Annotated in this window: 27 protein-coding genes; 4 read left to right on the top strand and 23 right to left on the bottom strand. The window is 47.0% G+C overall.

The features are described from left to right. Window positions 1-42: 42 nt before the first annotated feature. From BW931_RS01455 to BW931_RS01415, 11 genes are all read right to left on the bottom strand, one after another. Window positions 43-600 (bottom strand): DUF488 domain-containing protein, encoded by a 558-nt coding sequence (locus BW931_RS01455; RefSeq protein ID WP_076569369.1) that lies wholly within the window; start codon window positions 598-600, stop codon window positions 43-45. Then, the gene (locus BW931_RS13445; protein ID WP_156330919.1) at window positions 597-773 is read right to left on the bottom strand and encodes a hypothetical protein; all 177 of its coding nucleotides are present in this window, start codon (window positions 771-773) and stop codon (window positions 597-599) included. The genes BW931_RS01455 and BW931_RS13445 overlap by 4 nt, the downstream gene beginning before the upstream one ends. Further along, window positions 770-1237, bottom strand: coding sequence for a hypothetical protein (locus tag BW931_RS01450; RefSeq protein ID WP_076569367.1), 468 nt, complete (start codon window positions 1235-1237; stop codon window positions 770-772). Before BW931_RS01450 ends, BW931_RS13445 begins: the two co-directional genes overlap by 4 nt. A 25-nt stretch (window positions 1238-1262) precedes the next feature. Further along, window positions 1263-1880: an HAD family hydrolase gene (locus tag BW931_RS01445; protein ID WP_008592389.1), complete on the bottom strand. Its 618-nt coding sequence runs from the start codon at window positions 1878-1880 to the stop codon at window positions 1263-1265. Between the two features lie 156 nt (window positions 1881-2036). Continuing rightward, complete coding sequence (locus BW931_RS01440) at window positions 2037-2843, bottom strand: 2OG-Fe dioxygenase family protein (RefSeq protein WP_008592391.1); 807 nt, start codon at window positions 2841-2843, stop codon at window positions 2037-2039. Window positions 2844-3163: 320 nt separating this feature from the next. Then, on the bottom strand, window positions 3164-3289 hold the full coding sequence (locus tag BW931_RS13750) for a hypothetical protein (protein ID WP_268794154.1): 126 nt from the start codon (window positions 3287-3289) through the stop codon (window positions 3164-3166). Between the two features lie 396 nt (window positions 3290-3685). After that, window positions 3686-4537, bottom strand: a complete 852-nt coding sequence (locus BW931_RS01435) for a transglutaminase family protein (RefSeq protein WP_008592392.1) — start codon at window positions 4535-4537, stop codon at window positions 3686-3688. Between the two features lie 18 nt (window positions 4538-4555). Next, on the bottom strand, window positions 4556-5521 hold the full coding sequence (locus tag BW931_RS01430; RefSeq protein ID WP_076569365.1) for an alpha-E domain-containing protein: 966 nt from the start codon (window positions 5519-5521) through the stop codon (window positions 4556-4558). Further along, window positions 5514-6968: a circularly permuted type 2 ATP-grasp protein gene (locus tag BW931_RS01425; protein ID WP_076569363.1), complete on the bottom strand. Its 1455-nt coding sequence runs from the start codon at window positions 6966-6968 to the stop codon at window positions 5514-5516. Before BW931_RS01425 ends, BW931_RS01430 begins: the two co-directional genes overlap by 8 nt. Before the next feature lie 74 nt (window positions 6969-7042). Continuing rightward, the gene (locus BW931_RS01420; protein ID WP_156874362.1) at window positions 7043-7309 is read right to left on the bottom strand and encodes a hypothetical protein; all 267 of its coding nucleotides are present in this window, start codon (window positions 7307-7309) and stop codon (window positions 7043-7045) included. Between the two features lie 35 nt (window positions 7310-7344). Further along, window positions 7345-7587, bottom strand: coding sequence for a hypothetical protein (locus BW931_RS01415; RefSeq protein WP_040609891.1), 243 nt, complete (start codon window positions 7585-7587; stop codon window positions 7345-7347). Window positions 7588-7739: 152 nt separating this feature from the next. Between BW931_RS01415 and BW931_RS01410 the strand changes: the two genes are divergently transcribed. Continuing rightward, window positions 7740-9683 carry an AMP-binding protein gene (locus BW931_RS01410; RefSeq protein ID WP_008592402.1) on the top strand — a complete coding sequence of 648 codons (1944 nt, stop codon included), beginning with the start codon at window positions 7740-7742 and terminating at the stop codon, window positions 9681-9683. Between the two features lie 77 nt (window positions 9684-9760). On the opposite strand, the gene BW931_RS01405 is transcribed toward BW931_RS01410, so the two are convergent. The 10 genes from BW931_RS01405 to BW931_RS01360 all read right to left on the bottom strand — a co-directional run bounded on the left by BW931_RS01405 (window position 9761) and on the right by BW931_RS01360 (window position 19370). Then, window positions 9761-9940, bottom strand: coding sequence for a CsbD family protein (locus BW931_RS01405; protein WP_008592404.1), 180 nt, complete (start codon window positions 9938-9940; stop codon window positions 9761-9763). Window positions 9941-10009: 69 nt separating this feature from the next. After that, on the bottom strand, window positions 10010-10906 hold the full coding sequence (locus BW931_RS01400) for a formate/nitrite transporter family protein (protein WP_008592405.1): 897 nt from the start codon (window positions 10904-10906) through the stop codon (window positions 10010-10012). Window positions 10907-11053: 147 nt separating this feature from the next. Continuing rightward, window positions 11054-12583: an acyl-CoA carboxylase subunit beta gene (locus BW931_RS01395; RefSeq protein ID WP_076569361.1), complete on the bottom strand. Its 1530-nt coding sequence runs from the start codon at window positions 12581-12583 to the stop codon at window positions 11054-11056. Between the two features lie 12 nt (window positions 12584-12595). Then, window positions 12596-13378, bottom strand: a complete 783-nt coding sequence (locus tag BW931_RS01390; RefSeq protein ID WP_076569359.1) for an enoyl-CoA hydratase — start codon at window positions 13376-13378, stop codon at window positions 12596-12598. Further along, window positions 13371-14291, bottom strand: a complete 921-nt coding sequence (locus BW931_RS01385) for a hydroxymethylglutaryl-CoA lyase (RefSeq protein WP_076569357.1) — start codon at window positions 14289-14291, stop codon at window positions 13371-13373. Before BW931_RS01385 ends, BW931_RS01390 begins: the two co-directional genes overlap by 8 nt. Before the next feature lie 10 nt (window positions 14292-14301). Then, window positions 14302-14511: an acetyl-CoA carboxylase biotin carboxyl carrier protein subunit gene (locus tag BW931_RS01380; protein WP_076569355.1), complete on the bottom strand. Its 210-nt coding sequence runs from the start codon at window positions 14509-14511 to the stop codon at window positions 14302-14304. A gap of 1 nt (window position 14512) precedes the next feature. Beyond that, window positions 14513-15859 (bottom strand): acetyl-CoA carboxylase biotin carboxylase subunit, encoded by a 1347-nt coding sequence (locus tag BW931_RS01375; RefSeq protein ID WP_076569353.1) that lies wholly within the window; start codon window positions 15857-15859, stop codon window positions 14513-14515. A gap of 19 nt (window positions 15860-15878) precedes the next feature. Beyond that, window positions 15879-17513: an AMP-binding protein gene (locus BW931_RS01370; RefSeq protein ID WP_076569351.1), complete on the bottom strand. Its 1635-nt coding sequence runs from the start codon at window positions 17511-17513 to the stop codon at window positions 15879-15881. 21 nt (window positions 17514-17534) lie between these two features. Continuing rightward, the gene (locus tag BW931_RS01365) at window positions 17535-18677 is read right to left on the bottom strand and encodes an acyl-CoA dehydrogenase (RefSeq protein ID WP_008592418.1); all 1143 of its coding nucleotides are present in this window, start codon (window positions 18675-18677) and stop codon (window positions 17535-17537) included. Window positions 18678-18743: 66 nt separating this feature from the next. After that, the gene (locus tag BW931_RS01360; protein ID WP_076569348.1) at window positions 18744-19370 is read right to left on the bottom strand and encodes a TetR/AcrR family transcriptional regulator; all 627 of its coding nucleotides are present in this window, start codon (window positions 19368-19370) and stop codon (window positions 18744-18746) included. Between the two features lie 180 nt (window positions 19371-19550). Here BW931_RS01360 and BW931_RS01355 point away from each other — a divergent pair, with 180 nt between their 5' ends. From BW931_RS01355 to BW931_RS01345, 3 genes are all read left to right on the top strand, one after another. Further along, window positions 19551-20549, top strand: coding sequence for an aldo/keto reductase (locus BW931_RS01355; RefSeq protein WP_076569346.1), 999 nt, complete (start codon window positions 19551-19553; stop codon window positions 20547-20549). A gap of 156 nt (window positions 20550-20705) precedes the next feature. Further along, window positions 20706-21044 (top strand): PadR family transcriptional regulator, encoded by a 339-nt coding sequence (locus BW931_RS01350; protein WP_008592428.1) that lies wholly within the window; start codon window positions 20706-20708, stop codon window positions 21042-21044. Continuing rightward, complete coding sequence (locus BW931_RS01345) at window positions 21041-21580, top strand: DUF2812 domain-containing protein (protein WP_076569344.1); 540 nt, start codon at window positions 21041-21043, stop codon at window positions 21578-21580. Before BW931_RS01350 ends, BW931_RS01345 begins: the two co-directional genes overlap by 4 nt. 89 nt (window positions 21581-21669) lie before the next feature. On the opposite strand, the gene BW931_RS01340 is transcribed toward BW931_RS01345, so the two are convergent. Continuing rightward, on the bottom strand, window positions 21670-22188 hold the full coding sequence (locus tag BW931_RS01340; RefSeq protein WP_076569342.1) for a YfiT family bacillithiol transferase: 519 nt from the start codon (window positions 22186-22188) through the stop codon (window positions 21670-21672). Between the two features lie 45 nt (window positions 22189-22233). Next, window positions 22234-22584, bottom strand: a complete 351-nt coding sequence (locus tag BW931_RS01335) for a hypothetical protein (RefSeq protein WP_008592433.1) — start codon at window positions 22582-22584, stop codon at window positions 22234-22236. Between the last annotated feature and the right edge of the window lie 80 nt (window positions 22585-22664).

Raw genomic sequence — 22664 nt, 5'->3', positions numbered from 1 at the left:
ATACTCAGGTTCAAAAGGAATCAGGCCCCCGGCATGTTTCTTTCACCTGTTTTCCGGATACACGACCACCCCGTCTTTCTCGATGATAGGCATCGCTCCCCACCGGCCCTGCTCGTGTTTTACCAGGGAAATTCCATCCTTTTCATCTAAAATATGATAGACATCCCATCCGTTCGCTTCCAGCCAGTTACTGACAAGCAGTCTGTGACAGCGGGACGGGTGTCTTTCCGCACAAAAATACGCAACATCCTTCTCACCGGCCAGTGCTTCGAGCCCGACTATTCCTTCCCTGAACTCCTCCGTCAGTGTATAGTCTGCATAATTGTGAAAGGACTGGTTCTCCCAGGCTCCGTTCACCTCCGACTGCACGTGGCCTGCTTTATTGCGTCGTCCTGCAAGGAGAGGGTGGTAGGAGTATGAAAACCCTCCCCCCGCCAGCCACTTCTTCATGTTCTCCTGATTGAAATGGGGAAACTTACGACTCGCCGGAAACGCCCGTACATCCGCCACCGCATTCACTTTCGCCTCTTTCAGCATAGAAAGAAAGAACTGTTTCGAGTGGGAAGAGTGTCCAATCGTATATATGTAAGGTTTCCTCATTCCCGGGAACCCTGCTTTAACCGGCGAACCTCTTCTTCCAGTCTGGTAATTTTTTTTGCGTTGATCTCGACTACTGCGTAAACAATCCCTATCACAAAGCCCAGGATCGCTCCTCTCCACCCAAGAGTGATCAGCCCGACGAACGCTGCCATCAGTATGTAAAAAAATATCATTCTTTTCCTCCCCTTCTAAATCTTTCTGAGTTTCTTTCCGCTTTGTTCCTTATTTCCTGTTTAAAGTCCCGAACGTCTTCTTCTGAAAGATTTTCCTTTTCCACCAGTGTTTCTCTGCGCTTTTTTCCGTATTCAATGACGAGCTCTTCTTCTCTTTCCACAAGTCCCGTCATGTCCCCGAGAAGCACTTCTTTTTTATTGAAAAACGGGCCATTGCGTATGAGTACAGCCTGGTCATCGACTGTTATATATTCTTTTCCCGATCTCGTAAAAAAGTAGAAAGTGTTTATTACCCCGGAAATAATGATGACTCCTGTCACAATTTGGATGAAACTGAGAAGCAGAGGGGAAGGGTCTATCGAGGCCATAGTAATAATGTTGGCTGCAACAGCAGCCATTGCCTGCCACAGAGATTTGAGGCCCTCACGCTTCCACTTCTTGGAATTTTTATAACGATACTCCATAGATACCCTCCAATCAAGATACCGATTATAACAGAGACTGTAGATCGGCGAATGTTTCAATCGTCTGCTCGGCCCTGTCCACCTCACCAAATCCGTAGGATGCGTAGTAGAAAGGAAGGCCTGCACTTTGAGCGGCTTCTTTATCTCCCGAGGTATCCCCCACATAAATCGGGCTGTTAAGATCGTTTCTTTTCACCACGAGCTGAATATTCTCTGCTTTGGAGAGGCCGGTACGTCCAGGATTTTCAAAGTCCTTAAAATATTTCTCCAGCTGATGGGCCTGAAGAAACGCTTCAATATAGCCGTCCTGGCAGTTACTTACGATAAACAGAGGATAGTTGTTATAAAGGTGCTGCAGAGTACGTTCCACCCCTTCGTATAATTCCCCACCCTGTTTTTTAATTACTTCGATCTCCGCTTCAAAACAATTGTGGATAATCTTTTCACCCTCAGACTGATCAAGATGCGGGAATAACTTCTTAACTACTTCTTCTGTTTGGAGTCCCATTATAGATTCCATATCTTCCCGACTAAGTTCTTTTTCTTCGGGACGATGTGCCTGAATTGTTTCATTCCAGGCATCTTTCACCGTGGAAATGGGATCCCATAGAGTCCCGTCTAAATCAAAGATAACACTATCCATGAATCATCACTCCTTTTTACGGCCCATAATCTTGCATCCGTTCCGTCCTGAACAGGCAATGAGCAATTTGTTATTTTCGTAATCTTTCCTGTACCCTATATGGACAAAGACTCGTGGCAAGAGAGCGATTTCGCCTCCCTCTGTGCATTTTGTTTGTCAGTCGGCGAACATTAAGTTTCCCTGTCTCAACTGTTTTGAAATCTCCTCCGGGTCAGGACAGACAGTGGGCTGGAAATCAATCAGTATCATCGAACGTTCCCCCTTCATTTCTTCTTTCCCTTTCGTTACGGGAGCAACATAATGACTGACCATCGGATCGAACACTCCATATGATTCGAGAGGGGAAGTCAGCGTCATCTGCTTCAGCAGCTGTTTCTCGTTTACGTTTTCCGGTACTTCTCCCGCTACATGAGGAGTGCCTATAGCATTCCCGCCCCCTTCTGCGTTCTGACGATGGACAAGATGGGCGAACGTGAATGGTTCCCCGTCCTGATGGAGATGGTTCGGAGAAGACACTGCAATTTCCTGTTCATTATCCACTTCCAGTTTCACAAAATGAACCCCGGCGTGAATAGGGAGAAGAAGGTCTTCCTCTCTCCAGAACGTCTGTCTGTAATCGAACAGAATGATGTCATCAAGCAGACGGTTCTCCCGCATTTTCTCTGAAATAGCCGGAAAATCACGGGCGCTGTCCGTATATTCAGGGTTGAAGCTCCCCTGGAAATACTTGTACATTTCTCCCTCTTCGGTCCGAACGGAAGGCAACCACTGGACATGGCCTGTGCCCGGTATAATCACCGCTCTCCCGTATCTTCTGTATCTGTTCAGTTCCTGCGCATACGAGTCTGCCGGCAGCGTAGCGAACTCCTGTTTGATTTCCTCCAGCTCTTCTTCAAGGTGACGGGTCTTCAGTATATTTTTCAGATCGTAATATTCATACCCGAAACGTTTCAAATAACTCACTTTCTTCTCCTCCTGTTGCTCATAATAATACTTTTCTTATGGTGTAAAATACCGCCGGTCAATATTGGCTGATTCAAATTAAAAACCGGTACGTACGAATGCCGGAATCGTCACTTTCTGTTATTGATAGTGTGAAAAATGATAAACGTAATCAGAAAGAAGAATACAAGACCGGCGCCGATCAGCATATCAATCACAAATTCCAATCCCCTCTTCCTCCTTTCCCGTACAGTAAAGCAGTATCAAACACATATTCTCACGTCTGAAATTATTTTATCATAGAAAAAATCCCTCTGCTTAAGCAGAGGGGGAGGCAGGAGTCATTCCGGCAGCGGAGTCTTTTCCGAAATGAAACCTTTCGTTACCATTTCTTTCCGGAAATCTTTCTGAATCTCTTCCTGCAGCAGAAGCACATCTTCTTCAATATAACCACCAGTCGCAGCCACCGAATGATTAGAAAAAAATCGTCGTGTGATCGATCCGTAAGGGCTTTGCCCGGACGTGCTTCTGCAAGCCTTTCCCGTGACAGGGTCAGAATCAAAGCACCTGAGCTCCAGACCCTGGGCATGCTGAATGGTCTCTTTAACTTTTCTTTATTCATTACCTTACTAAAGAGAAACATACCCTTCTTTATTCAAAACTCTGTCAGAAATTATTCTTTTGTTGCATAGACAAGGATATCTTTCCCATCTATAATGTGGGTATGCTCTTATAAAGAGCATTCATGTGAGAAAGACCTCCCAACCTCCGGGAGGAAGACTCATCTGCACATGTTAATTCAGAAACATCGAACAGCGCTCCTTCCACCCGCCGGTGGGGGAGCGCCTTTTTAAATTTGTCGCTTACTCTTCCAAAAGCGTTACGCTTACACTTACGTCGAGGTTCTGTCCCCCTCCGCGATATACCCCCTGCAGCGGACTTACATCTGCATAGTCACGCCCCGTGCCGATTCGTATATGATTCTCCAGCGCTTCTACGTTGTTCGTCGGATCGAGTCCCGTCCAGCCGACACCAGGAACCATCACTTCCACCCAGGCATGAGTGGCAGCGTCCCCGACGAGAGCCGAATCTTCCCCGATATATAAATATCCACTGGCGTACCGGGCCGGTATCCCGTTCCCCCTTAACACTGCAATCATAATATGAGCAAAGTCCTGACACACCCCTCCCTGCAAAGGCCATGCTTCGTGTGCTTTCGTATTCACATCCGTCGTGGTTGTATTGTAAAACAGCGTATTGTGCACGTATCTCATCAGGTCGATAGAAAACTGAATCGGATCCGTCGGATCACCGACATTTTTAGTAAGCAGATCAATCTGTTCTTTGTACATGAATGTATAGGGTGTTTCGTTCAGGTAGGCCAGATAGTGTTTGCGAAAAAGCTCGGAATGAAATATCTGCTTCATTTCGTCCGAATAGCGGATCATATCGATAAAAGGGCTCTTCTGAATACTGACCGTTGAAATCGTTTTGACCGTCAAATGTTTATGTTTTTCGGGAATAAAAAATGTTTCCACGTGATTCCCCCACACATCGACGTGCTCTTTTATTACAGAGACAGGCGAGATCTCCGAACGGTAGGCCAATACCCGCTGGCATTCATCGGAACGCGGTTTTAACCGAATGTGGTTCATGCTTTGATCTACGGATGTTTCATAGTGGAATTTATTTGTGTGTTCAATTTGGTATTTCATAAAATCGTTTGCTCCTTCTCATGTTGAGGATGTTGGTACAGAAAGATAGTAGGTTTCCATAAACAGACTGCTTAAAGCGATGCACTGCTTCTGAAAATGGTCAAGAAACCTCATAAGTTCTTCCATGTTCATGTCTTTAATCCCGGTATCGCTGATTTCTGCAAGAATCACATCTGTAAGCTGAAACAGCTCTTCCGAATAGTGATGCACCTGCCCGCCTTCAAGATCCATTATCGCTTCTTTAATATGCGTCATACAGTAGTTTATCGACCTCGGAAACTTTTCTTCTTTTACAAGAAAATCAAGGACGTACGCAGAGTCCATGGTCGGCGGATGTTCTTTGATGAATGAATCGTATCCGTTCAGGAACCTGAGAGCAGCCAGCCAGTAGTAATAATTGTTCGTTGTATGTTGAAGGGGTTCCCGCCTTTGTTTCTCACAGACGACGTTCAGAATACGGGCTGTCTTCTCCGCACGCTCAAGCCACTTGCCAACCTTGATGAACGTATATGGTACCCCTCTGGTCATTGAGGATTCTATTACCCCCTGCGCGGTCATAGAGGTGCGGGTGACTGTTTTCAAATAGTCTTTCGTCCGTGCCAGTGTCCCTATATTTCCTCCGCTGTCCTGATGATCAAGATGGAATTCATTGAGAATCTCCCACAACTCGCCCGGGATAATATCACGCGTATTCTTAGTGTTCTCTCTCGCGACTTTCATACAGTTCTCGATGGAATTGGGATTAATCGGATTCATTGTCAGATACTCGATCATAGTCCCTCTTTCCATTCTCGAATAATGATTGATGTAGTCCCGGTAGGAAGCACAAATCTCAAGCACTTCTTCCCAGTCCCTGTCCAGCACTTGCTGATCAGCCGCTTCGAGCATATTTATAAGCTGAACATTCAGTACCCGGGCGTTATTTTCGGAACGCTCCAGGTTTCTCGCCATCCAGTATAAAGCGTCTGCCGTCCGACTAAGCATCTGTTTCGCCTCCTCCCGACAAAATCCACGTATCTTTGCCGCCTCCTCCCTGAGAAGAGTTGACGACGAGTGACCCTTCTTTCAGGGCAACCCTCGACAACCCTCCGGGAAGCACATTCATCTCCGTTCCGTTCATGACGAAAACCCGTAAATCCACGTGACACGGATAAACATTCCCACCCTGAAAAGCCGGAGCCCGCGACAGTTTGATAGTAGGCTGGGCAATGTACTGATTCGGCTGTTCTATCACTTTCTCACGGAAAAGCGCTCTTTCTTCTTCCGTGGACTGAGGACCGATAAGCATATCGTAGCCCCCGGAAGCCCCGACGTTTTTAATAACCAGTTCTTCCATATTCTCTAAAACGTATTGAAGACGTTCCGGATCACTGAGAAAATATGTTTCCACGTTTGGAATAAGAGGTTCCTCTCCGAGATAAAAACGGATCATTTCGGGAACGTATACGTACATCGCTTTATCGTCCGCAACGCCATTCCCTATTCCGTTCAGGATAGCTACGTTACCTTTCTTATATGCATCAAGAAGTCCGTTCACTCCGAGAGCCGAATCCGGCCGGAAAGCTTCCGGGTCAAGAAAATCATCATCAATACGCCTATAAATAATATCGACCCGTTTCAGACCGCGTATCGTTTTCATGTAGACGACTCCGCCTTGAACGAAGAGATCTCTGCCCTCCACGAGCTCGATACCCATCTGCTGAGTCAGAAACATGTGATCATAATATGCGGAATTGTAACTCCCCGGAGTCAGAAGTACCACATTCGCCTCTCCTTTACATCCGGACGGTTTGTGATCGCAGACCGCCTGGTGCAGTTTCGAGAATTCGTGCTCAAGGGTACGGATGGAATGATTGAAAAACAGTTCCGGATACACTTGTCTCATAACGTAGCGATTTTGAAACACGTAGGACATTCCGGAAGGGTTACGCAGATTATCTTCCAGCACACGATACTGCCCATGTTCGTCACGGATGAGATCCACGCCGGAGAGAAAGATATGGTTATCAAGAGGTATATCGACGCCCTGGACCTGTTTCCGGTAATAATAAGGATTATTGTCCACAAGTTCCCGCGGTATAACGCCCTCCTCAATAATTCTGCGTTCATGATAAATATCTTCCAGAAACTTATTCAGAGCCGTCATTCTCTGTTTCATACCTGTTTCGATCATCGCCCATTCCGACTCCGGAATAATGATCGGAATAAAATCGAACGGCATCGTCCTCTCAGTCTGGCCTTCATTATTATAGACGGTAAACGTGATACCCTGACGCAGAAAACTCAGTTGCGCGGTCTCGTGCTTTTCATCCAGTTCCCGAGCCGAAAAACGTTCCACCAGTTTATAAAACCAATCGTAGTGAGGCTTCGGTGTAGCATCACTGTTCATCATTTCATCAAAAAAAGCTCCGGTCTGATAATTTTTGAGCATCGATTCTCCCCCTGACGCAGAATAAATTCACCAATATTCTGAATACTGATTATGTATATACCCTGCTGCGAAAGTTATAAGCCGGCATCCGAGAAAAATATTTGGACGGCAGTGATAAGAGAAAACAATGCCACAATAAAAGAAAACAGACTCCAATACTTTCTCCCTTTTTCATAGTCATCTATTCCGGTAATCGCCAGTACTCCCGAAAGACCGAGAAGCATCAGGTACTGGTAGCTGAAGTCCCCTGTAACCAGTCCATAAAGAGCAAGTCCGGGAGTAACGGTAAAAAACACTCCCCGGATCACCTTCTCCAATATTCCGCCCTTTCCCATATCCATCCACCTCCCGACTTTTGGAATAAAGTTTTTTCATCTTAAAAAAGTTCAACAACGACGAGCGATAGAAAAACGAGTAGTATCACTACATTCACCGTACCGAGAATCTTTCGTCCCTCGGAAAAATCACGTATGGCATTCAGCGTGAACAGAATAGGTATCGCAATAACCAGAAATAACGGCGACATCGATACATCGGTAAACATCGATATAAAGAAATATACAAGGAAAATAATACCGACCCCGAGACTGACCAGATTAATGACTTTCAATTTATCCACTTCCGCTCCTCCTTTCAAGGTATACTCCATTACCTTATTATTCTACAGTATATATTCCAATCGTATCACATCCGTTTTCTTTGCCGCAGTTTCTTATGACTGTCATTTTAGTTATAATGTTTGTAAGCGGTTACTAAAAGGAGGAAATTGAATTGACTACATATGAAGACGTATGGATTCCATCAGAAGAAAAAATGAAGCAAACGAGACTTTATCAATGGATGAAACGGCTGGGATATGAAGATTATAAGCAGTTCCACCAGGCCACTGTTTCGGATATTTCCTGGTTCTGGGACGAAGCGGTAAAGGAAATCGACTTCGAATGGTTCGACAGTTATCAGAAAACACTAGACCTTTCCAGAGGCGCGCCGCATCCCGACTGGTTCCGGGGCGGAACGACCAACGCCACGCTGAATGCTCTGGATAAATGGACAAAAGATGAAGATAAGAAAAATGATATTGCCCTGTACTGGGAAGGGGATAATGGAGACCGGGTGAAGTATACGTTCACTGAACTCGACGAAGAGGTGAATGCTGTCGCCGCAGGTCTCAAAAAACTCGGCATCACTGAAGGAGATATCATCACCATCTACCTCCCCATGCTTCCGGAAACGCTTATCAGCATGCTTGCCATTTCTAAAATAGGTGCCATTTTCTCACCCGCCTTTTCCGGCTATAAAGCGGATGCAGTGAAAACAAGGGTCAACGCATGTGAAGCAAAAGCTATCATCACCGCTGATGGTTTCTTCCGGAGAGGGAAAACTGTCAATATGAAAGAAGAAGCGGATAAAGCTGCGGAAGTTTGCGATTCCCTGGAACACGTTATCGTAGTGGAACGCGCTGGCGTTTCATTTGAAAAGAAACCGAAAGACGTCCTGTTCAACGAAATGAAAGAGCCTAATGCTTCTGTGGAAACGATGGAGAAACACGCGGATGATCCATTTATGCTCATTTATACTTCCGGGACGACAGGCACCCCGAAAGGAGCGGTACATACCCATGCCGGTTTTCCTGTAAAATCGGCTTTTGATGCCGGAATGTGTATGGATGTCGGGAAAGACGACACTCTGTTCTGGTTCACGGATATGGGCTGGATGATGGGGCCTTTCCTCGTGTATGGAGGTCTCGTAAACGGAGCATCCATCGTTATGTTCGAAGGTACTCCGGACTATCCTGAGCCGGATCGTCTGTGGGAACTTGTGGAACGTTATAAAGTGACACATCTCGGCATTTCGCCGACGCTTGTGAGGGGGATGATGAAGCACGGGGAATCATGGATTGACCGTCATGACCTCTCTTCCCTTGAAGTGATCGGCTCTACCGGTGAACCGTGGAATCCCGAACCGTGGCATTGGCTATATAAGCACGTCGGCAAAGAAAGAGTACCGATTTTCAACTATTCGGGCGGTACGGAGACCTCTGGCGGTATGGTAGGAAACGTACTCGTAAAACCGATTCAGCCCGTTACCTTCAACGCAGCCCTCCCCGGCATGGATGTGGACGTGCTTGATGACGAGGGACGTCCTGTCGTGAACGATGTAGGCGAACTCGTGCTGAAGCAGCCCTGGGTAGGGATGACGAAAAGTTTCTACAAAGACGATGACCGATACCATCGTACGTATTGGAACCGTTTCAAAGACATATGGGTACACGGTGACTGGGCGACTGTGGATGAAAGAGGCTACTTTTTAATTTCAGGACGCTCTGACGATGTACTGAACGTAGCCGGAAAGCGCATAGGACCTTCCGAGATAGAATCTGCAATCGTCGAACATGAAGAAGTGATTGAAGCCGGGGTCATCGGTGCCCCCCACGATATGAAAGGGGAGGAACCCGTGGCGTTTGTCGTTACGAAAACGGAGAACTCGGAAACCCTGCTCGAAGAACTGCAGCAGCTTCTCACCGACAAGCTCGGAAAAGCTATTGCACCGAAAAAAATATATATCGTCAGTGATCTTCCGAAAACGAGAAATGCCAAAGTGATGAGACGTGCCATAAAATCGGCTTTCTTAAATCGGAATCAGGGAGACCTCAGTGCTCTTGAAAATCCTGAAACCGTGGAAGAAATCAAAAAAATAGGAGCCTCTGTCCATTAATTTCGCACTTTTGCTATGGGAGCATGACGAGAGTAAGCAAAGAAAGCTGCCGGTTTTAAAACCGGCAGCTTTCTTATTTATTCATCGTCTTTCGCTTTTCCGATGTTTTCCTGAACTTTTCCTTTAGCTTTATTCTTCTGTCCTTCCTGTTGAAGTTCAGAATCCTCTTTGGCGTTGCCTACCTGATCTTTGGCTTCCCCCTTCACTTTATTGACAGCACCTTTCACCTTATCACTCATACCTTTTTTGTCTGTCATACTGCACCTCCTTATTATGATTTGTTACTATTCTTTTCCCACTAAGTCATGAAGTAAAACTGCGACGCTTTATTTTCCCATTCCAAAAGTATTTTCGATATCTTCTTTATAGGCATAGGTGAACAGTAAAGAGACAAGGATACCGCCTCCAATAAGGTTACCTATACTTGCAGGGACAAGGTTGAAGAAAATATATTCATACCATGTGTACTGGTCCATAGAAAGTATCCCCATACTGAAATACCCCATATTGGCCGCGCTGTGCTGGAAATTACCCGCTACGAATAGTATGACCGGCAAAGTGGTCCCCAGTATTTTACCGGTTATGTCACGGGCTGAGGTCGTCAGAAAAGCGGCCATACCGATCAGCCAGTTGGCGAGTATTCCTGATACGAGAATTTCAAACCATCCCTTCACTCCATAATCGAGAAACTTCATTTTCTTATCTACATATACGGCCAGTTCCGAATAAAAAGGGTCGGAAAGTGAGCCGGACATCTGTATAAGAAGGCCTACCGCAAAGGCTCCAATCATATTACCAAGATAAGTTGCCAGCCAGAATTTATAAATATTGACTTTCATTAAACCTTTTTTGTTGAAAAGATAGGAGGGCAACAGGACGTTCACTTCTGTAAACAGAACCGCTCCTGAAATGAACACCATCGCATACCCGGCTGCAAATCCCAAGCCGGACATTAAATAGAAAAGTCCCTCTGCCTGGATATCGATCGCCAGCAGAATAGAAAACACAGCTCCGAACGTCATGAATGACCCGGCCGTCAGAGCAAGCAGAAACTGAGCCCGTGGCTTCTTGTTCAGGTGGTCTCTACCCTTCTCCCCAAATTCATCAACGATTTGAGAAGGTATATAAAACTGCCGTCCCGGACGGTCAATTTTCTCTTCGGAAGCTTCTGTATGTCTGTTCTCATTCTCTTCTTTCTCTTTCATACTTTCATTATCCTTCATCTTCCTTCACCTCCGATGCCCGACTTTTCCCGTTTCCTGCTTTTATTAACCATACATGGAGAAATAAAACCGATGGTCGAGCCCCTGCTCTCCAATAGAAAAGCCCCCCTCTTACTGGTATCAGAGGGAGGCTGAATATCTTTTTCGTTACACGGGGTATACCCCATGTTTTCTTTCTGTAAAGACCGTGTTTTTCGAGTCATACATATCGAATCTGGTCATGAGCTCGTTCCGGAGATTATCCGGCTGCACAATATCATCAATGACCATCTCGGATGCAAGACGATAAATATCGATATTCTCTTTATATTCTTCATGCTTCTCTTTAGTATAGGCCGGACGCTCTTCTTCCGGAAGCTCTGCAATTTTATTGGCATACACTGCGTTCACTGCAGCTTCCGGACCCATTACCGCTATTTGTGCACTCGGCAGGGCCAGACACGCATCAGGTTCGAAAGCCGGGCCGGCCATTGCATACAGACCTGCGCCGTACGCTTTACGTACAATGACTGATATTTTAGGAACAGTAGCTTCACTCATCGCCGCCAGCATTTTCGCACCGTGACGGATAATACCGGCTTGCTCCACCCGTGTGCCGATCATAAATCCTGGGATGTCGGCAAGGAACAGGAGCGGGATATTGAAGGCATCACACAGCTGCATGAATTTGGCGGCTTTATCGGCGGAATCAGGAAAAAGCACGCCACCCTTGGCCCGGGGCTGATTTGCTATTACGCCGACGGATCTTCCTCCGATCCGGGCCAGCCCGGTGATCAGTTCGGGTGCGAATTTCTTCTTGATTTCCAGGAAAGACCCTTCATCAATCAGCCTGTCCACCAGCTGATACATGTCGAACGGTGCATTCTGGTTCTCAGGAATCAGTTCGTTGATCGACTTTTCGAAAGAAGCCGGGTCGACACTATCTTTCACACCCGGTTTCTGTCTGAAATTGGAAGGGAAATAGCTCAAGTATTTTCGTGCGAACCGGATCGCTTCCTCTTCGCTTTCTGCCAGAACGTCTCCACACCCGGAGACGGAGCAGTGCATATTAGCACCACCCATTTCCTCGAGCGTCACTTTCTCCCCGATAACTTTTTCCGCCATCCGCGGAGAACCGAGGTACATGGAAGCATTTTTATCCACCATGACTACGATATCGCAAAAGGCGGGTATGTAAGCTCCTCCAGCAGCGGATGGACCGAACAGCAGGCAAATTTGCGGTACACGGCCGGACATTTTGATCTGATTGTGGAAAATACGTCCCGCTCCTCTTCGATTCGGGAACATTTCTACCTGATCGGTAATCCTCGCCCCTGCTGAGTCCACGAGGTAAAGCATCGGCAGTTCAAGCTTCAGTGCCGTTTCCTGTATACGGATAATTTTTTCGACGGTTCTTGCCCCCCACGACCCGGCTTTTACTGTGGAATCGTTAGCCATGACGCACACTTTTTCACCGTTAATACGACCGATACCGGTAACGACTCCGTCCGCCGGCAGCCCTTCGTCCTGATGATTGGCGAAAAACGCGTCTTCCACGTCAATATTGTCATCAAACAGTTGTTCCAGACGTTCACGTACGAACATTTTCCCTTTCTCTTTGTTCTTTTCGTGATATTTCTCCAGGCCGCCTGAGGCTATTTTTTCTTTCGCTTCTTTTAATCTTTGATCCATCGCCATACAAATTCCTCCTTATTCTCCTCGATACACAGGCTTTCTTTTCTCAGCGAAAGCTGTCAGTCCTTCCAGACGATCTTTCGTAGGAATCGTTTTTCTGTAGCTCTTCTGTTCTATATACAAGCCTGCTTCAAGATTCGTCTCCATTCCCCGGTCGATAGCTTTTTTAGCTTCCCGAACTGCCACCGGCCCGTTTCCGGCGATCGTCCGCGCAAGATCTTTCGCTTCTTCCAAAAGGGTGTCCGGTTCGTGAATATATTCAGCAATCCCGAGGTCATAAGCCCGTTCCGCATCTATGGGCCTTGCAGTATATATGAGCGACTTGGCCTGTCCTTTTCCTATCAGACGGGAAAGACGCTGAGTCCCTCCGGCTCCGGGTATAATAGCGAGAGAAGTTTCAGTCAGACCGACCCGGGCCGACGAACTGATCATTCGAAGATCACAGGCAAGAGCCATCTCGAGACCTCCGCCGAAAGCTGCCCCATTAAGTACTGCTATAACGGGTACCGGGAGTTCCTCGATCATCCGTACCGTTTCCCCTATCTTCTTGACCGTTCCGGTTACCTCTTCATCGCTCATCCCTTTTCTTTCTTTTAAATCAGCCCCTGCGCAAAATGCTTTCGTACCGTTCCCCGTCAACAGGACGACGCGAATATTGTCATCTCTGTTCACTTTTCGAAGTGCGCGCTGCAGTTCATCGAGAAGTTCACGGGAGAGAGAATTCGCAGCATCCGGACGATTCAGTGATAGCAGAGCTATATGTTCTTCAATACGATCTATCGTTACGGTTTTACCCATCGTTCCGCCCTCCTTGTCTGTTTCTGATCTGCATCTGGTGGCTTGGCAGTTCTTTGGATAATCTGGACTGGATGAACGTCGCCGCCTCTGCCAGCTTCTCCTGATTAACTCCGGTCTCTATCCCCATATCTTCAAGCATGTGGACAAGGTCATCCGTTGCGAGATTTCCGCTGGCTCCATCTGCATAAGGACAGCCGCCAAGGCCTCCCAGTGCTGCGTCGAATTTCGTGATTCCCCGTTCGAGTGATACGAGAACGTTGGCTAACGCCATCCCCGACGTATTATGGAAATGCATCGCTACCTTTGAAAAAGGAACATTCCCCTCCATCTGCTCAAGAAATTCATCCACCTGCTTCGGATTGGCAACACCGATCGTATCGCCAAGAGACAACTCATCAATGCCCATTTGGAATAACCGGTTGCTTACCTCGAAAACACGTGAAGGAGCAATCTTTCCTTCATACGGGCAGCCGAACACTGTCGAGACATAGCCCCGCACCGTTTTTCCCGATGCCTTTGCTTCCCTCACTACTTCTTCAAGAACCGGGTACGTTTCTTCAATCGTTTTATTTATGTTCTTTTTATTATGAGTTTCACTGGCAGACATGAACACACTGACCTCATCCACATCCGTACCAATCGCGTTCTCAAGTCCTTTTCTGTTCGGCACAAGAGACGCATAGGTAATGCCGGGGGTGCGGGTAATACCTTCCGCTACCTCACGGGCATCCTTCAGCTGAGGGATCCATTTCGGATGTACAAATGAAGAAAATTCGATGTAATTGAGTCCTGACTGTGATAAAAGGTTAATCCACTCAATTTTGTCTTCTGTAGCGATATTTTCCCCTTCGTTCTGCAGGCCGTCTCTCGGCCCAACTTCCCTGATTGCTACTTTTTCGGGCATTTCAAACATCCAATCCCCCCTATTCCAGTACCGCCAGCACGTCGCCTTCATTCACGAAGTCGCCTTCCGCGACTTTGATTTCTTTTACTTTCCCGCCTTTTTCAGCCGGAATGGGAATTTCCATTTTCATAGATTCCAGGATTGCGACATCGTCTCCTTCGCTAACCTCTGCACCTTCTGCTACGTTCATTTTCCATACGTTTCCTGCCATTGAAGCTTTGATTTCCATGTTATTGTCCTCCTTTATAATATTTTTCCACAAATGCGGTCGTAGTATCTCCGGCTCTGTATCTTTCATGCCGGACCACTTTTTGAAGCATAGGTATGTTCGTTTTGATTCCTTCGATCCGGAATTCATCCAGAGCATCCGTCATTCTCTCTATCGCCTGCTCCCGGTCACGGCCTGTCGTAATCAGTTTGGCTATCAGAGGATCATAATAAGGTGTAACCTCTAATGAGCCATGAATGGCCGTCTCCAGTCGGACACCTTCCCCTTTCGGAAAGACGGCCGTAGTTATAGTACCCGGCGAAGGAAAAAAACGTTCCGGATCTTCTGCATAAATCCGTACTTCTATCGCATGGCCGGAAATAACCAGGTCGTTTTGAGAAACGGCAAGCTTCTCTCCGTTTGCAATTCTGAGCTGCGCTTCCACAAGATCAAGGCCGGTTATCTCCTCTGTAACCGGATGCTCGACCTGTAGACGTGTATTCATTTCAAGAAAATAGAAATTCTCTTCCTCATCCACGAGAAATTCTATAGTACCGGCATTTACATATCCGAGAGCCTGCACCGCTTTCAGACCGGCTTCCCCCATCTTCTGTCTGGTTTTTTCCGATAGGACCGGAGATGGTGCTTCTTCCACCACTTTCTGATGCCGACGCTGAATAGAGCATTCCCGTTCAAACAGGTGGACAGCGTTCCCGTGGGCATCGGCCAGCACCTGTATTTCCACGTGACGCGGTTCTTCGATCAGTTTTTCGATAAACATGGTACCGTTACCGAAAAATGTGGCGGCCCGCTTCTGATTCCCTTCAAAAGCTTTCTCTAGTTCTTCCGGGGAATGAGCAGCCTGCATACCGATACCTCCTCCACCTGCGGAAGCTTTCAGCATAACCGGATAACCGTATTCCCCTGCGGTCTTTTTCGCTTCCTCCGTGTCTTCCACGGCTTCTTCCGTGCCGGGGATAACGGGAACACCCGCTTTCTTCATTTCCTTACGGGCAGCGATTTTATCTCCCATTTTCCCCATGACATCAGCACCGGGGCCGATAAAGACGAGACCCGCTTCCTTTGTCTTTAGAGCGAAATCAGGATTTTCACTTAAAAGACCGTAGCCGGGGTGGATAGCTTCCGCCCCGCTGCTTTTTGCGACTTCGATAATCTTCTCCATATTCATGTAGGAGTCCTTTACCGGAGGCTTGCCGATCTCATAAGCTTCATCTGCCTCTGCAGCAAAATTTGCATCAGCATCAGCTTCCGAATAAACGGCCACTGTCGAAATTCCGAGCCGTTTACAGGTTCTTATTATGCGCGAGGCGATCTCCCCCCGGTTGGCAACCAGTACTTTTTTGAACATCTCGAATCTCCTTTCTTCCTTAACGTCCGATCATATCGACGGCGGCTTCTCTCAGCTTGAATTTCTGTATTTTACCGCTCGCGGTCATCGGGTATTCGTCAGTGAAGTAAATATAAGCCGGGATTTTATGTTTGGAAATTTCCCCTTCAAAGAAAGCCCTTACATCTTCCTCGGATACTTCCGAATCCTCTTTCGGAATGATCCAGGCCATAATTTCTTCGCCGTATGTCGCGTCCGGTATTCCTACAACCTGTACGTCGAGCACATCCGGATGCTGATAAAGGAACTCTTCGATTTCCCTAGGATAAATGTTTTCCCCCCCACGGATAATCATATCCTTCATACGTCCGGTGATTTCGACGTACCCGTTTTCATCCATTTCGGCTATGTCACCAGTATGGAGCCAGCCGTCCGGATCGATAGCTGTTTCCGTTGATTCTTCGTCTTTGTAGTAACCTTCCATCACGAGATAGCCTCTTGTACATAACTCTCCGGGCATTCCGCGCTCCGCTTCCTCCCCGGTGGCAGGTTCAACGACTTTCACTTCCACGTTCGGGTGTGCTCTTCCCACACTTTTCACCCGCAGATCAATCGGGTCGTCAGGTCTCGTCTGTGTTATGACCGGGGAAGACTCCGTCTGGCCGTATGCAATAGTTATCTCTTCGACGCCCATTTCGTTAATGACACTCTTCATCACTTCCATCGGGCAGGTCGACCCGGCCATAATACCGGTGCGCAGCGTATCCGGTTTAAGATTTTCGAACTCCGGATGGTTCAGCTCGGCGATGAACATCGTCGGTACACCGTGAAGAGCTGTACACGATTCATCTTTCACAGCCTGGAGAACAAGTTTCGGCTCGAACTGTTCGATGACTACCATCGTTGCCCCTTTTGCGACAGTGGCCGTCGTCCCCATGACACAGCCGAAGCAGTGGAAAAACGGCACCGGGATGCACAAACGGTCTTCGTCCGTCATATTCATACAGTCTGCTACCTGATTGGCGTTATTCACAATATTGTAATGGCTCAGCATAACCCCTTTCGGAAAACCCGTAGTTCCGGAAGTGTACTGCATATTGATTACATCTTTATAAGAAAGGGTGGCTTCTCGTTCCCGGAGCTCCTCATCCTTCACTTCTTCTCCTTTGGCAGTCAGATCCTTCCACGTGTAACAGCCGGGATATTCCTGATCTCCAAGCACAATTACGTTACGAAGGGCCGGGAGCTTCTCACTGTGAAGGTTACCTTTCTCCGAATGATCGAGTTCCGGGCAGATTTCCCTGAGAATGTCGACATAGGAAGTCCCTTTATACGACTCAGCCATGATCAGTGTTTCGGAATCAGACTGCTTCAGCAGGTATTCGAGCTCCTTCGCCTTATAACTCGTGTTCACTGTTACAAGCACGCCGCCCATCTTACCGGAAGCAAATTGGGAGGCCAGCCATTCCGGCTTGTTGTCGGACCATACCGCAAAATGATCCCCCTTCCCGATACCGAGAGCCATCAGTCCTTTAGCCACCTGATCGGTCCACTCATCCAGATCTTTATATGAACCCCGCAGCCCTCTTTCCGGAAAAACGAACGCTTCTTTTTGCGGCATTTTGTGCGCTTTCTCTCTCAACAATTCACCCATAGTCACTTGCAGTAAGCTCATCCAATCCCTCCTTCGTTATATTCAGCAACCGAGCTGGCGAGCTATGACCATCCGCTGTATTTCAGAAGTACCTTCACCGATTTCGAGAAGTTTTGCATCACGCAAGAACCGTTCCACTTCAAACTCTCTCATGTAGCCGTATCCTCCGTGAATCTGAATCGCCTGGTTTGCAGAACGAAAGGCCGTCTCCGATGCAAACAGTTTTGCATAAGCGGATTCCTTCGTGAACGGCTTTCCTTCGTCTTTCAACCACGCCGCTTTCAGCACCATGTTACGGGCCAGTTCCACTTCCATCGCCATATCAGCCAGTTTGAACTGAATCGCCTGGAATTTTGAAATCGGCTCCCCGAACTGTTTCCTTTCCTTCGCATAAGCAAGAGCACGATCAAGAGAAGCCTGTGCAATACCGACAGCAAGAGCCGCTATGGAAATTCGCCCTCCGTCCAGTGTGTGAAGGAATTGGCCGAATCCTTTTTTCGGGTCTCCGAGTATGTTCTCTTTCGGAACTTTTACATCTTCCAGTACAATCTCTGAGGTGTTAGAGCCGCGCACGCCCATTTTGTCGTAATCACTTCGAATCGTCATTCCGGGAGTATCCTTCGGAACGATGAATGCAGAAATGATATTTTTACCGTCTTCTCTTTTACCGGCCTGGGCCGTAATAGTTATCGATCTCGCATATTCAGCGTTTGTAATCCAGGACTTCTCTCCGTTCAGAACGTAGTGATCCCCTTCCAGAACCGCTTTCGTCTGTGTACCGCCCGCATCCGACCCGGCGTTCGGTTCAGTGAGACCGAAAGACGCAAGCCCTTCACCTTTTGCAAGAGGTATCAGGAATTCCTGTTTCTGCTCTTCCGTACCGAAATAGTACAGGGGACTGGCACCAAGAGATACGGCTGCCGCATAACTTAGACCGGTGGAGCCGCACACGCGTCCGATTTCTTCGACCGCCAGCGCATACGTTACCGTGTCGCCGCCGCTCCCCCCGTATTCTTCGGGGAACGGGATGCCGAGCAGCCCCAGTTCTCCCATCTCTTTGAACAAGTCCTCCGGAAATTCAGAATTTTTATCTATGTCTATTGCCCGGGGTGCTATCTTCTCTTCCGCAAAATCACGAACCATTTTCCTCGTCATTTCCTGTTCTTTCGTCAACTCAAAATTCATCAGCTTCCTCCTTTTATCTCTTGAGACCGACTGGTTGGTCTGTATAGAGCGCTTTTATGAAATCGCTTACTTTTTACCGTAAAAAAAAGGGGGGCTCTGCTCCACTCCGGATACACCTCCGTGACCCGGCAAAAGAAAGTGAAGTACCAGATCCGTGAACACTTCAGCTATCTCTTCAATCGTATGGCTTCCCTCTCTCCGGTACCACTTATTCAGCCAGTTGACCATACCGAGAATAGCCATACCGGTAATTTCCGGAGGGAGTTCGTGACGGAATTCGCCTTCTTCCTGTCCTCTTTTTACGACGGCGATGACCTTATCCTTGAACTGGTCCCGTTTTCTGTTGATTTCGTCTTCGAAGGTTTCGTCGACGTAGTTACTTTCCTGGTAGAATACTGTGATGTGAGACTGGTATAAGTCAAACACGTGCACAAACGAACGTATAATTTCCTGTATCTGCTCCACAGGGGAATGGTGTGTTTCAGTAGCTGCCTCGGCTTCTTTCAGCACATATGTAATGAACGTGTCGTGAATAACGAACAGCAGCTCATCCTTGGATTGAAAATGGTGGTAGAAGCCACCTTTGCTGGTTCCCGCCTCTTTTACAATCTGATTGACACTGACGCGATGGAAGCCTTGAGCATCGAACAACTTAAGAGCTGTCTGAATGATTTCTTCCCTTAACTTCTGCATACACCATCCCCTTCGTAATGAATGTACGTTCATCTTATCATATAATTAGAAAATTACAAAATATGTGTAAAGAACATTTTCTTTCGTACTTTACGGCCTCCCCCGCAAGTAATGTTATCTCTTTCTTTGTTTCCCGTTACCGAATACAGGGAATGCTGCATTTTTAGAGGAGGGAAAAATATGCAGAAACGAAAACTTGGAAAGAGCAATGTAGAAGCCACCCGTATTGCCCTGGGTACGTGGGCGATCGGAGGTTCCGGCTGGGGAGGTACGGATGAACAGGAGTCCATCCGGACAATCAGAACAGCTATTGATAAAGGAATAACGATGATTGACACTGCCCCCGCGTATGGTGAGGGTCTTTCTGAAGAACTGGTCGGAAAAGCGGTCAAGGAGTCCGGAAAAAGCCGGGAAGACCTCGTTATCGCCACCAAGGCGGGAATCGACTTCGAAGGTGGAGCTTCCCGTGATTCAAGGCCCGGTAAACTCGAGAATGAATTGAACAGAAGTCTTCAACTGCTACAGACGGATTACATCGACGTCTATCAGATTCACTGGCCGGATACGGATGAGCCGATTGAAAATACTGCGAAAAAAATGAAAGAGTTTTTCGATGAAGGGAAAATTCGGGCAATCGGGGTCAGTAACTTCAGCCCCGAACAAATGGATGAGTGGCAGAAATATGCTCCTATCCATACGTCACAGATGCATTTGAATATGTTGCAAAGATATCTGATCGACTGGTTCGAGTACTGTAATCGACACGACATCGCAACGTTATCCTGGGGGTCTCTCGCCCACGGGATGCTTACCGGTAAGTTTACAAAAGATGCCGAATTTCCGGAGGGAGATCTGAGAGGCAACATCGAACTGTTCCAGGGTGACCGGTTCCCTGCGTTTCTCGATGCCGTAGAACAACTGAGGGATTTTGCGGATGAACGGAATCTTGACCTGATCCAGCTTGCCGTACGCTGGCTGATGGATCATGAACCCGGCGCTGATTTCGTTCTCTGGGGAGCAAGAAAACCTTCCCAGCTTGAAGGTGTGCAAAAAGCGGATGAAGCAGAACTGTCCAGTGAAGATTTGCAGGAGATTGATAACATTCTGTATAACCATGTCAGCGACCTGAACAATGGAGACCTGGATGAATACGGGCCGCCGCTTCGTTCCGAAAAATAATAATCAGATATGCGACAGGCTGTGCGAAATATCCGCACAGCCTGTTTTTTGTTTAACAATAAAAGCTTCACCATAAAATGGATATTGCTTTTCATATCACCTAATGATATATTTCATTTAATGATATATCATTAGGTGATATGAAAGGAGAAGAATATGGCCAGAAGAAATAGTCTCAATGAAAGGGAATTAACGGATACTTCTTTTTTTATCCTTCTCTCCCTGACCGAACCGAAGCATGGATATTTAATTATGCAGGAAATCGAAAAAATGACAGAAGGTGCTGTCAGTATCGGCCCCGCTTCCCTGTACACAACTATAAGGAAACTTTCAGAAGCAGGTCTGATCAGACCCGCACCCGGTACCGAAACAAAAAAGAAAACGTATCTCATTACAACAGAAGGAAAAAATCTGCTGAATGAAGATATCGTTCGGCGAGAACAGATTGTTCGGACTGCTAAAGATTATTTAAGTGAAAGGGAGAATGCAGAATGAAAAATACAAAATACGTCAGTTCAGGCGGACTTGCTTTTGAGGAAGAAAAAGATATGCGTAAACTGGAGCGGTATGCAGCCGAGGGATGGGAAGTCGATAGCTTTTCTCTGCTCGGTTATAAACTGAAAAAAAACGACCCCGCGGAACGAATTTATGCAATAGACTATTGCAACAAACCGGACGAAGAGTATTTCACTTACTTCAGGGAAGGCGGTTGGAAACACGTCGCCAGTCAGTCAAACTACATTCATTTATTCAATGCAGCCCCCGGTACAACCCCTTTGTATACAGACAAGACGACGGAAATCGATAAATACGAAGCTCAACAGCGGATCACCGGAAAAGCTGCCCTTCCGTTACTTATAATAGAAGTCTTATTACTGTCGGGGGCTTTTGGCGATTTCAGCTTTATAGCCCCGTTTATGAATAAAGTGTTTCTCGTTTTATTTTTCATCCTGTCGGTGCCGCTCGTGTTCACAGGACTGCCGTGGTTCGGATTTACGTACAGGTTATTCAAATTACGGCATTCGGGATAGCTGACGACATTAAACAACCTCCTTCTGCAGCTATTGTTGCGCAGAAGGAGGTTGTTTCTACTCGTATTATCGGCCGGCTCCACGGTCTGTTACTTCACTTCCATACCGAGAGCTATTTTAATATGGGCGAAGTGATGCTCTTCGTGCCAGGAAAGTTTTGCAACTTTGGTAGCTACCGTAATTTTACCGGTATCTTCGTGTATGAAATAACGCTGCAGCTGATCTTCCGTGAGACTGTGGCCGAGAGCTACGATTCGCTTGTTCATCCCTTCAAGCATTCTTATGGAAGGCTCCACAGGAAGTGAATTGTCCGCAAGTTCCAGCCACTTCTCCTGATCGAATCCCGGTACTGTCGGAGCATCGTCGGTCAGTGCAAGTTTTAATCTCTGGTACATATTCAACTGAGAATCCGCTATATGATGAACAAGCTGACGGACGGTGAAACTTCCCTCGCGATACGTTTTCGAAAGTTCCTCCTCACTCAGATTCTCCACTGTGTCTCTCAATCTGTCCGTATAGGTTTCGATTTCATTCAGCCAAGTCCTGATATCTTCAAGTGTCACCTGGTCCGGCACCTGCAATTCACCGATTGGAAATTTTACATTCATGTTCATTCTCCTTCCTTTGTAATGAAATCATTGTGTGAACGCACACTACATTAGTGACCGTTCATACACAACTTCCCCGCTTACGAGATTCACCGCATCCACACTCATTGTAAGCACTTCGCCCGTTTCCTCTTTTTTCGCTCCCCATAATCGTATATCACTGTTGAGATCGTCATCCTGATAAGTTATTTTTACGGTACGAATATCTCCGTCACTGCGCTGCTTCAACTGTATCACACATTCCTTGAAGAACAACGTCTCTTTCTGTTGCGTGAGTATATAGTCATTAAGCATCTGTTCCAGTTCAGGGAAATCGATACCATTATTTTGCAATCCTTCATTTTCAAATTCTTTCACATCTGTAAAATGGTGCAGCATTTTAGCTTCGTTTTCCACACTATCCCTCCGTATCTTAGAGTCATTCTACCTGTTTCCCTTTAAACGCCTCCGGAAAACGACGTTGCTTTTGAAAGTTT

The sequence above is a fragment of the Salimicrobium salexigens genome, from assembly GCF_900156705.1.
GTDB classification, from domain to species: domain Bacteria; phylum Bacillota; class Bacilli; order Bacillales; family Halobacillaceae; genus Salimicrobium; species Salimicrobium album.
Note: the sequence above shows the minus strand (reverse complement) of the source record. Positions and strands in the feature narration are given on the sequence as shown.

Excerpts from the sequence above, each read along its gene's own strand:
- BW931_RS01360 (WP_076569348.1), bottom strand. The coding sequence starts at position 19,370 with ATGCAGAAGTTAAGGGAAGAAATCATTCAGACAGCTCTTAAGTTGTTC.
- BW931_RS01375 (WP_076569353.1), bottom strand. The coding sequence starts at position 15,859 with ATGTTCAAAAAAGTACTGGTTGCCAACCGGGGGGAGATCGCCTCGCGC.
- BW931_RS01445 (WP_008592389.1), bottom strand. The coding sequence starts at position 1,880 with ATGGATAGTGTTATCTTTGATTTAGACGGGACTCTATGGGATCCCATT.
- BW931_RS13445 (WP_156330919.1), bottom strand. The coding sequence starts at position 773 with ATGATATTTTTTTACATACTGATGGCAGCGTTCGTCGGGCTGATCACT.
- BW931_RS01455 (WP_076569369.1), bottom strand. The coding sequence starts at position 600 with ATGAGGAAACCTTACATATATACGATTGGACACTCTTCCCACTCGAAA.
- BW931_RS01380 (WP_076569355.1), bottom strand. The coding sequence starts at position 14,511 with ATGGAAATCAAAGCTTCAATGGCAGGAAACGTATGGAAAATGAACGTA.
- BW931_RS01395 (WP_076569361.1), bottom strand. The coding sequence starts at position 12,583 with ATGGCGATGGATCAAAGATTAAAAGAAGCGAAAGAAAAAATAGCCTCA.
- BW931_RS01400 (WP_008592405.1), bottom strand. The coding sequence starts at position 10,906 with ATGAAGGATAATGAAAGTATGAAAGAGAAAGAAGAGAATGAGAACAGA.
- BW931_RS01355 (WP_076569346.1), top strand. The coding sequence starts at position 19,551 with ATGCAGAAACGAAAACTTGGAAAGAGCAATGTAGAAGCCACCCGTATT.
- BW931_RS01365 (WP_008592418.1), bottom strand. The coding sequence starts at position 18,677 with ATGAATTTTGAGTTGACGAAAGAACAGGAAATGACGAGGAAAATGGTT.
- BW931_RS01405 (WP_008592404.1), bottom strand. The coding sequence starts at position 9,940 with ATGACAGACAAAAAAGGTATGAGTGATAAGGTGAAAGGTGCTGTCAAT.
- BW931_RS01430 (WP_076569365.1), bottom strand. The coding sequence starts at position 5,521 with ATGCTTAGTCGGACGGCAGACGCTTTATACTGGATGGCGAGAAACCTG.
- BW931_RS01425 (WP_076569363.1), bottom strand. The coding sequence starts at position 6,968 with ATGCTCAAAAATTATCAGACCGGAGCTTTTTTTGATGAAATGATGAAC.
- BW931_RS01340 (WP_076569342.1), bottom strand. The coding sequence starts at position 22,188 with ATGAATGTAAAATTTCCAATCGGTGAATTGCAGGTGCCGGACCAGGTG.
- BW931_RS01345 (WP_076569344.1), top strand. The coding sequence starts at position 21,041 with ATGAAAAATACAAAATACGTCAGTTCAGGCGGACTTGCTTTTGAGGAA.
- BW931_RS01385 (WP_076569357.1), bottom strand. The coding sequence starts at position 14,291 with ATGTTTGAAATGCCCGAAAAAGTAGCAATCAGGGAAGTTGGGCCGAGA.
- BW931_RS01435 (WP_008592392.1), bottom strand. The coding sequence starts at position 4,537 with ATGAAATACCAAATTGAACACACAAATAAATTCCACTATGAAACATCC.
- BW931_RS01390 (WP_076569359.1), bottom strand. The coding sequence starts at position 13,378 with ATGGGTAAAACCGTAACGATAGATCGTATTGAAGAACATATAGCTCTG.
- BW931_RS01420 (WP_156874362.1), bottom strand. The coding sequence starts at position 7,309 with ATGGATATGGGAAAGGGCGGAATATTGGAGAAGGTGATCCGGGGAGTG.
- BW931_RS01370 (WP_076569351.1), bottom strand. The coding sequence starts at position 17,513 with ATGAGCTTACTGCAAGTGACTATGGGTGAATTGTTGAGAGAGAAAGCG.
- BW931_RS01450 (WP_076569367.1), bottom strand. The coding sequence starts at position 1,237 with ATGGAGTATCGTTATAAAAATTCCAAGAAGTGGAAGCGTGAGGGCCTC.
- BW931_RS01350 (WP_008592428.1), top strand. The coding sequence starts at position 20,706 with ATGGCCAGAAGAAATAGTCTCAATGAAAGGGAATTAACGGATACTTCT.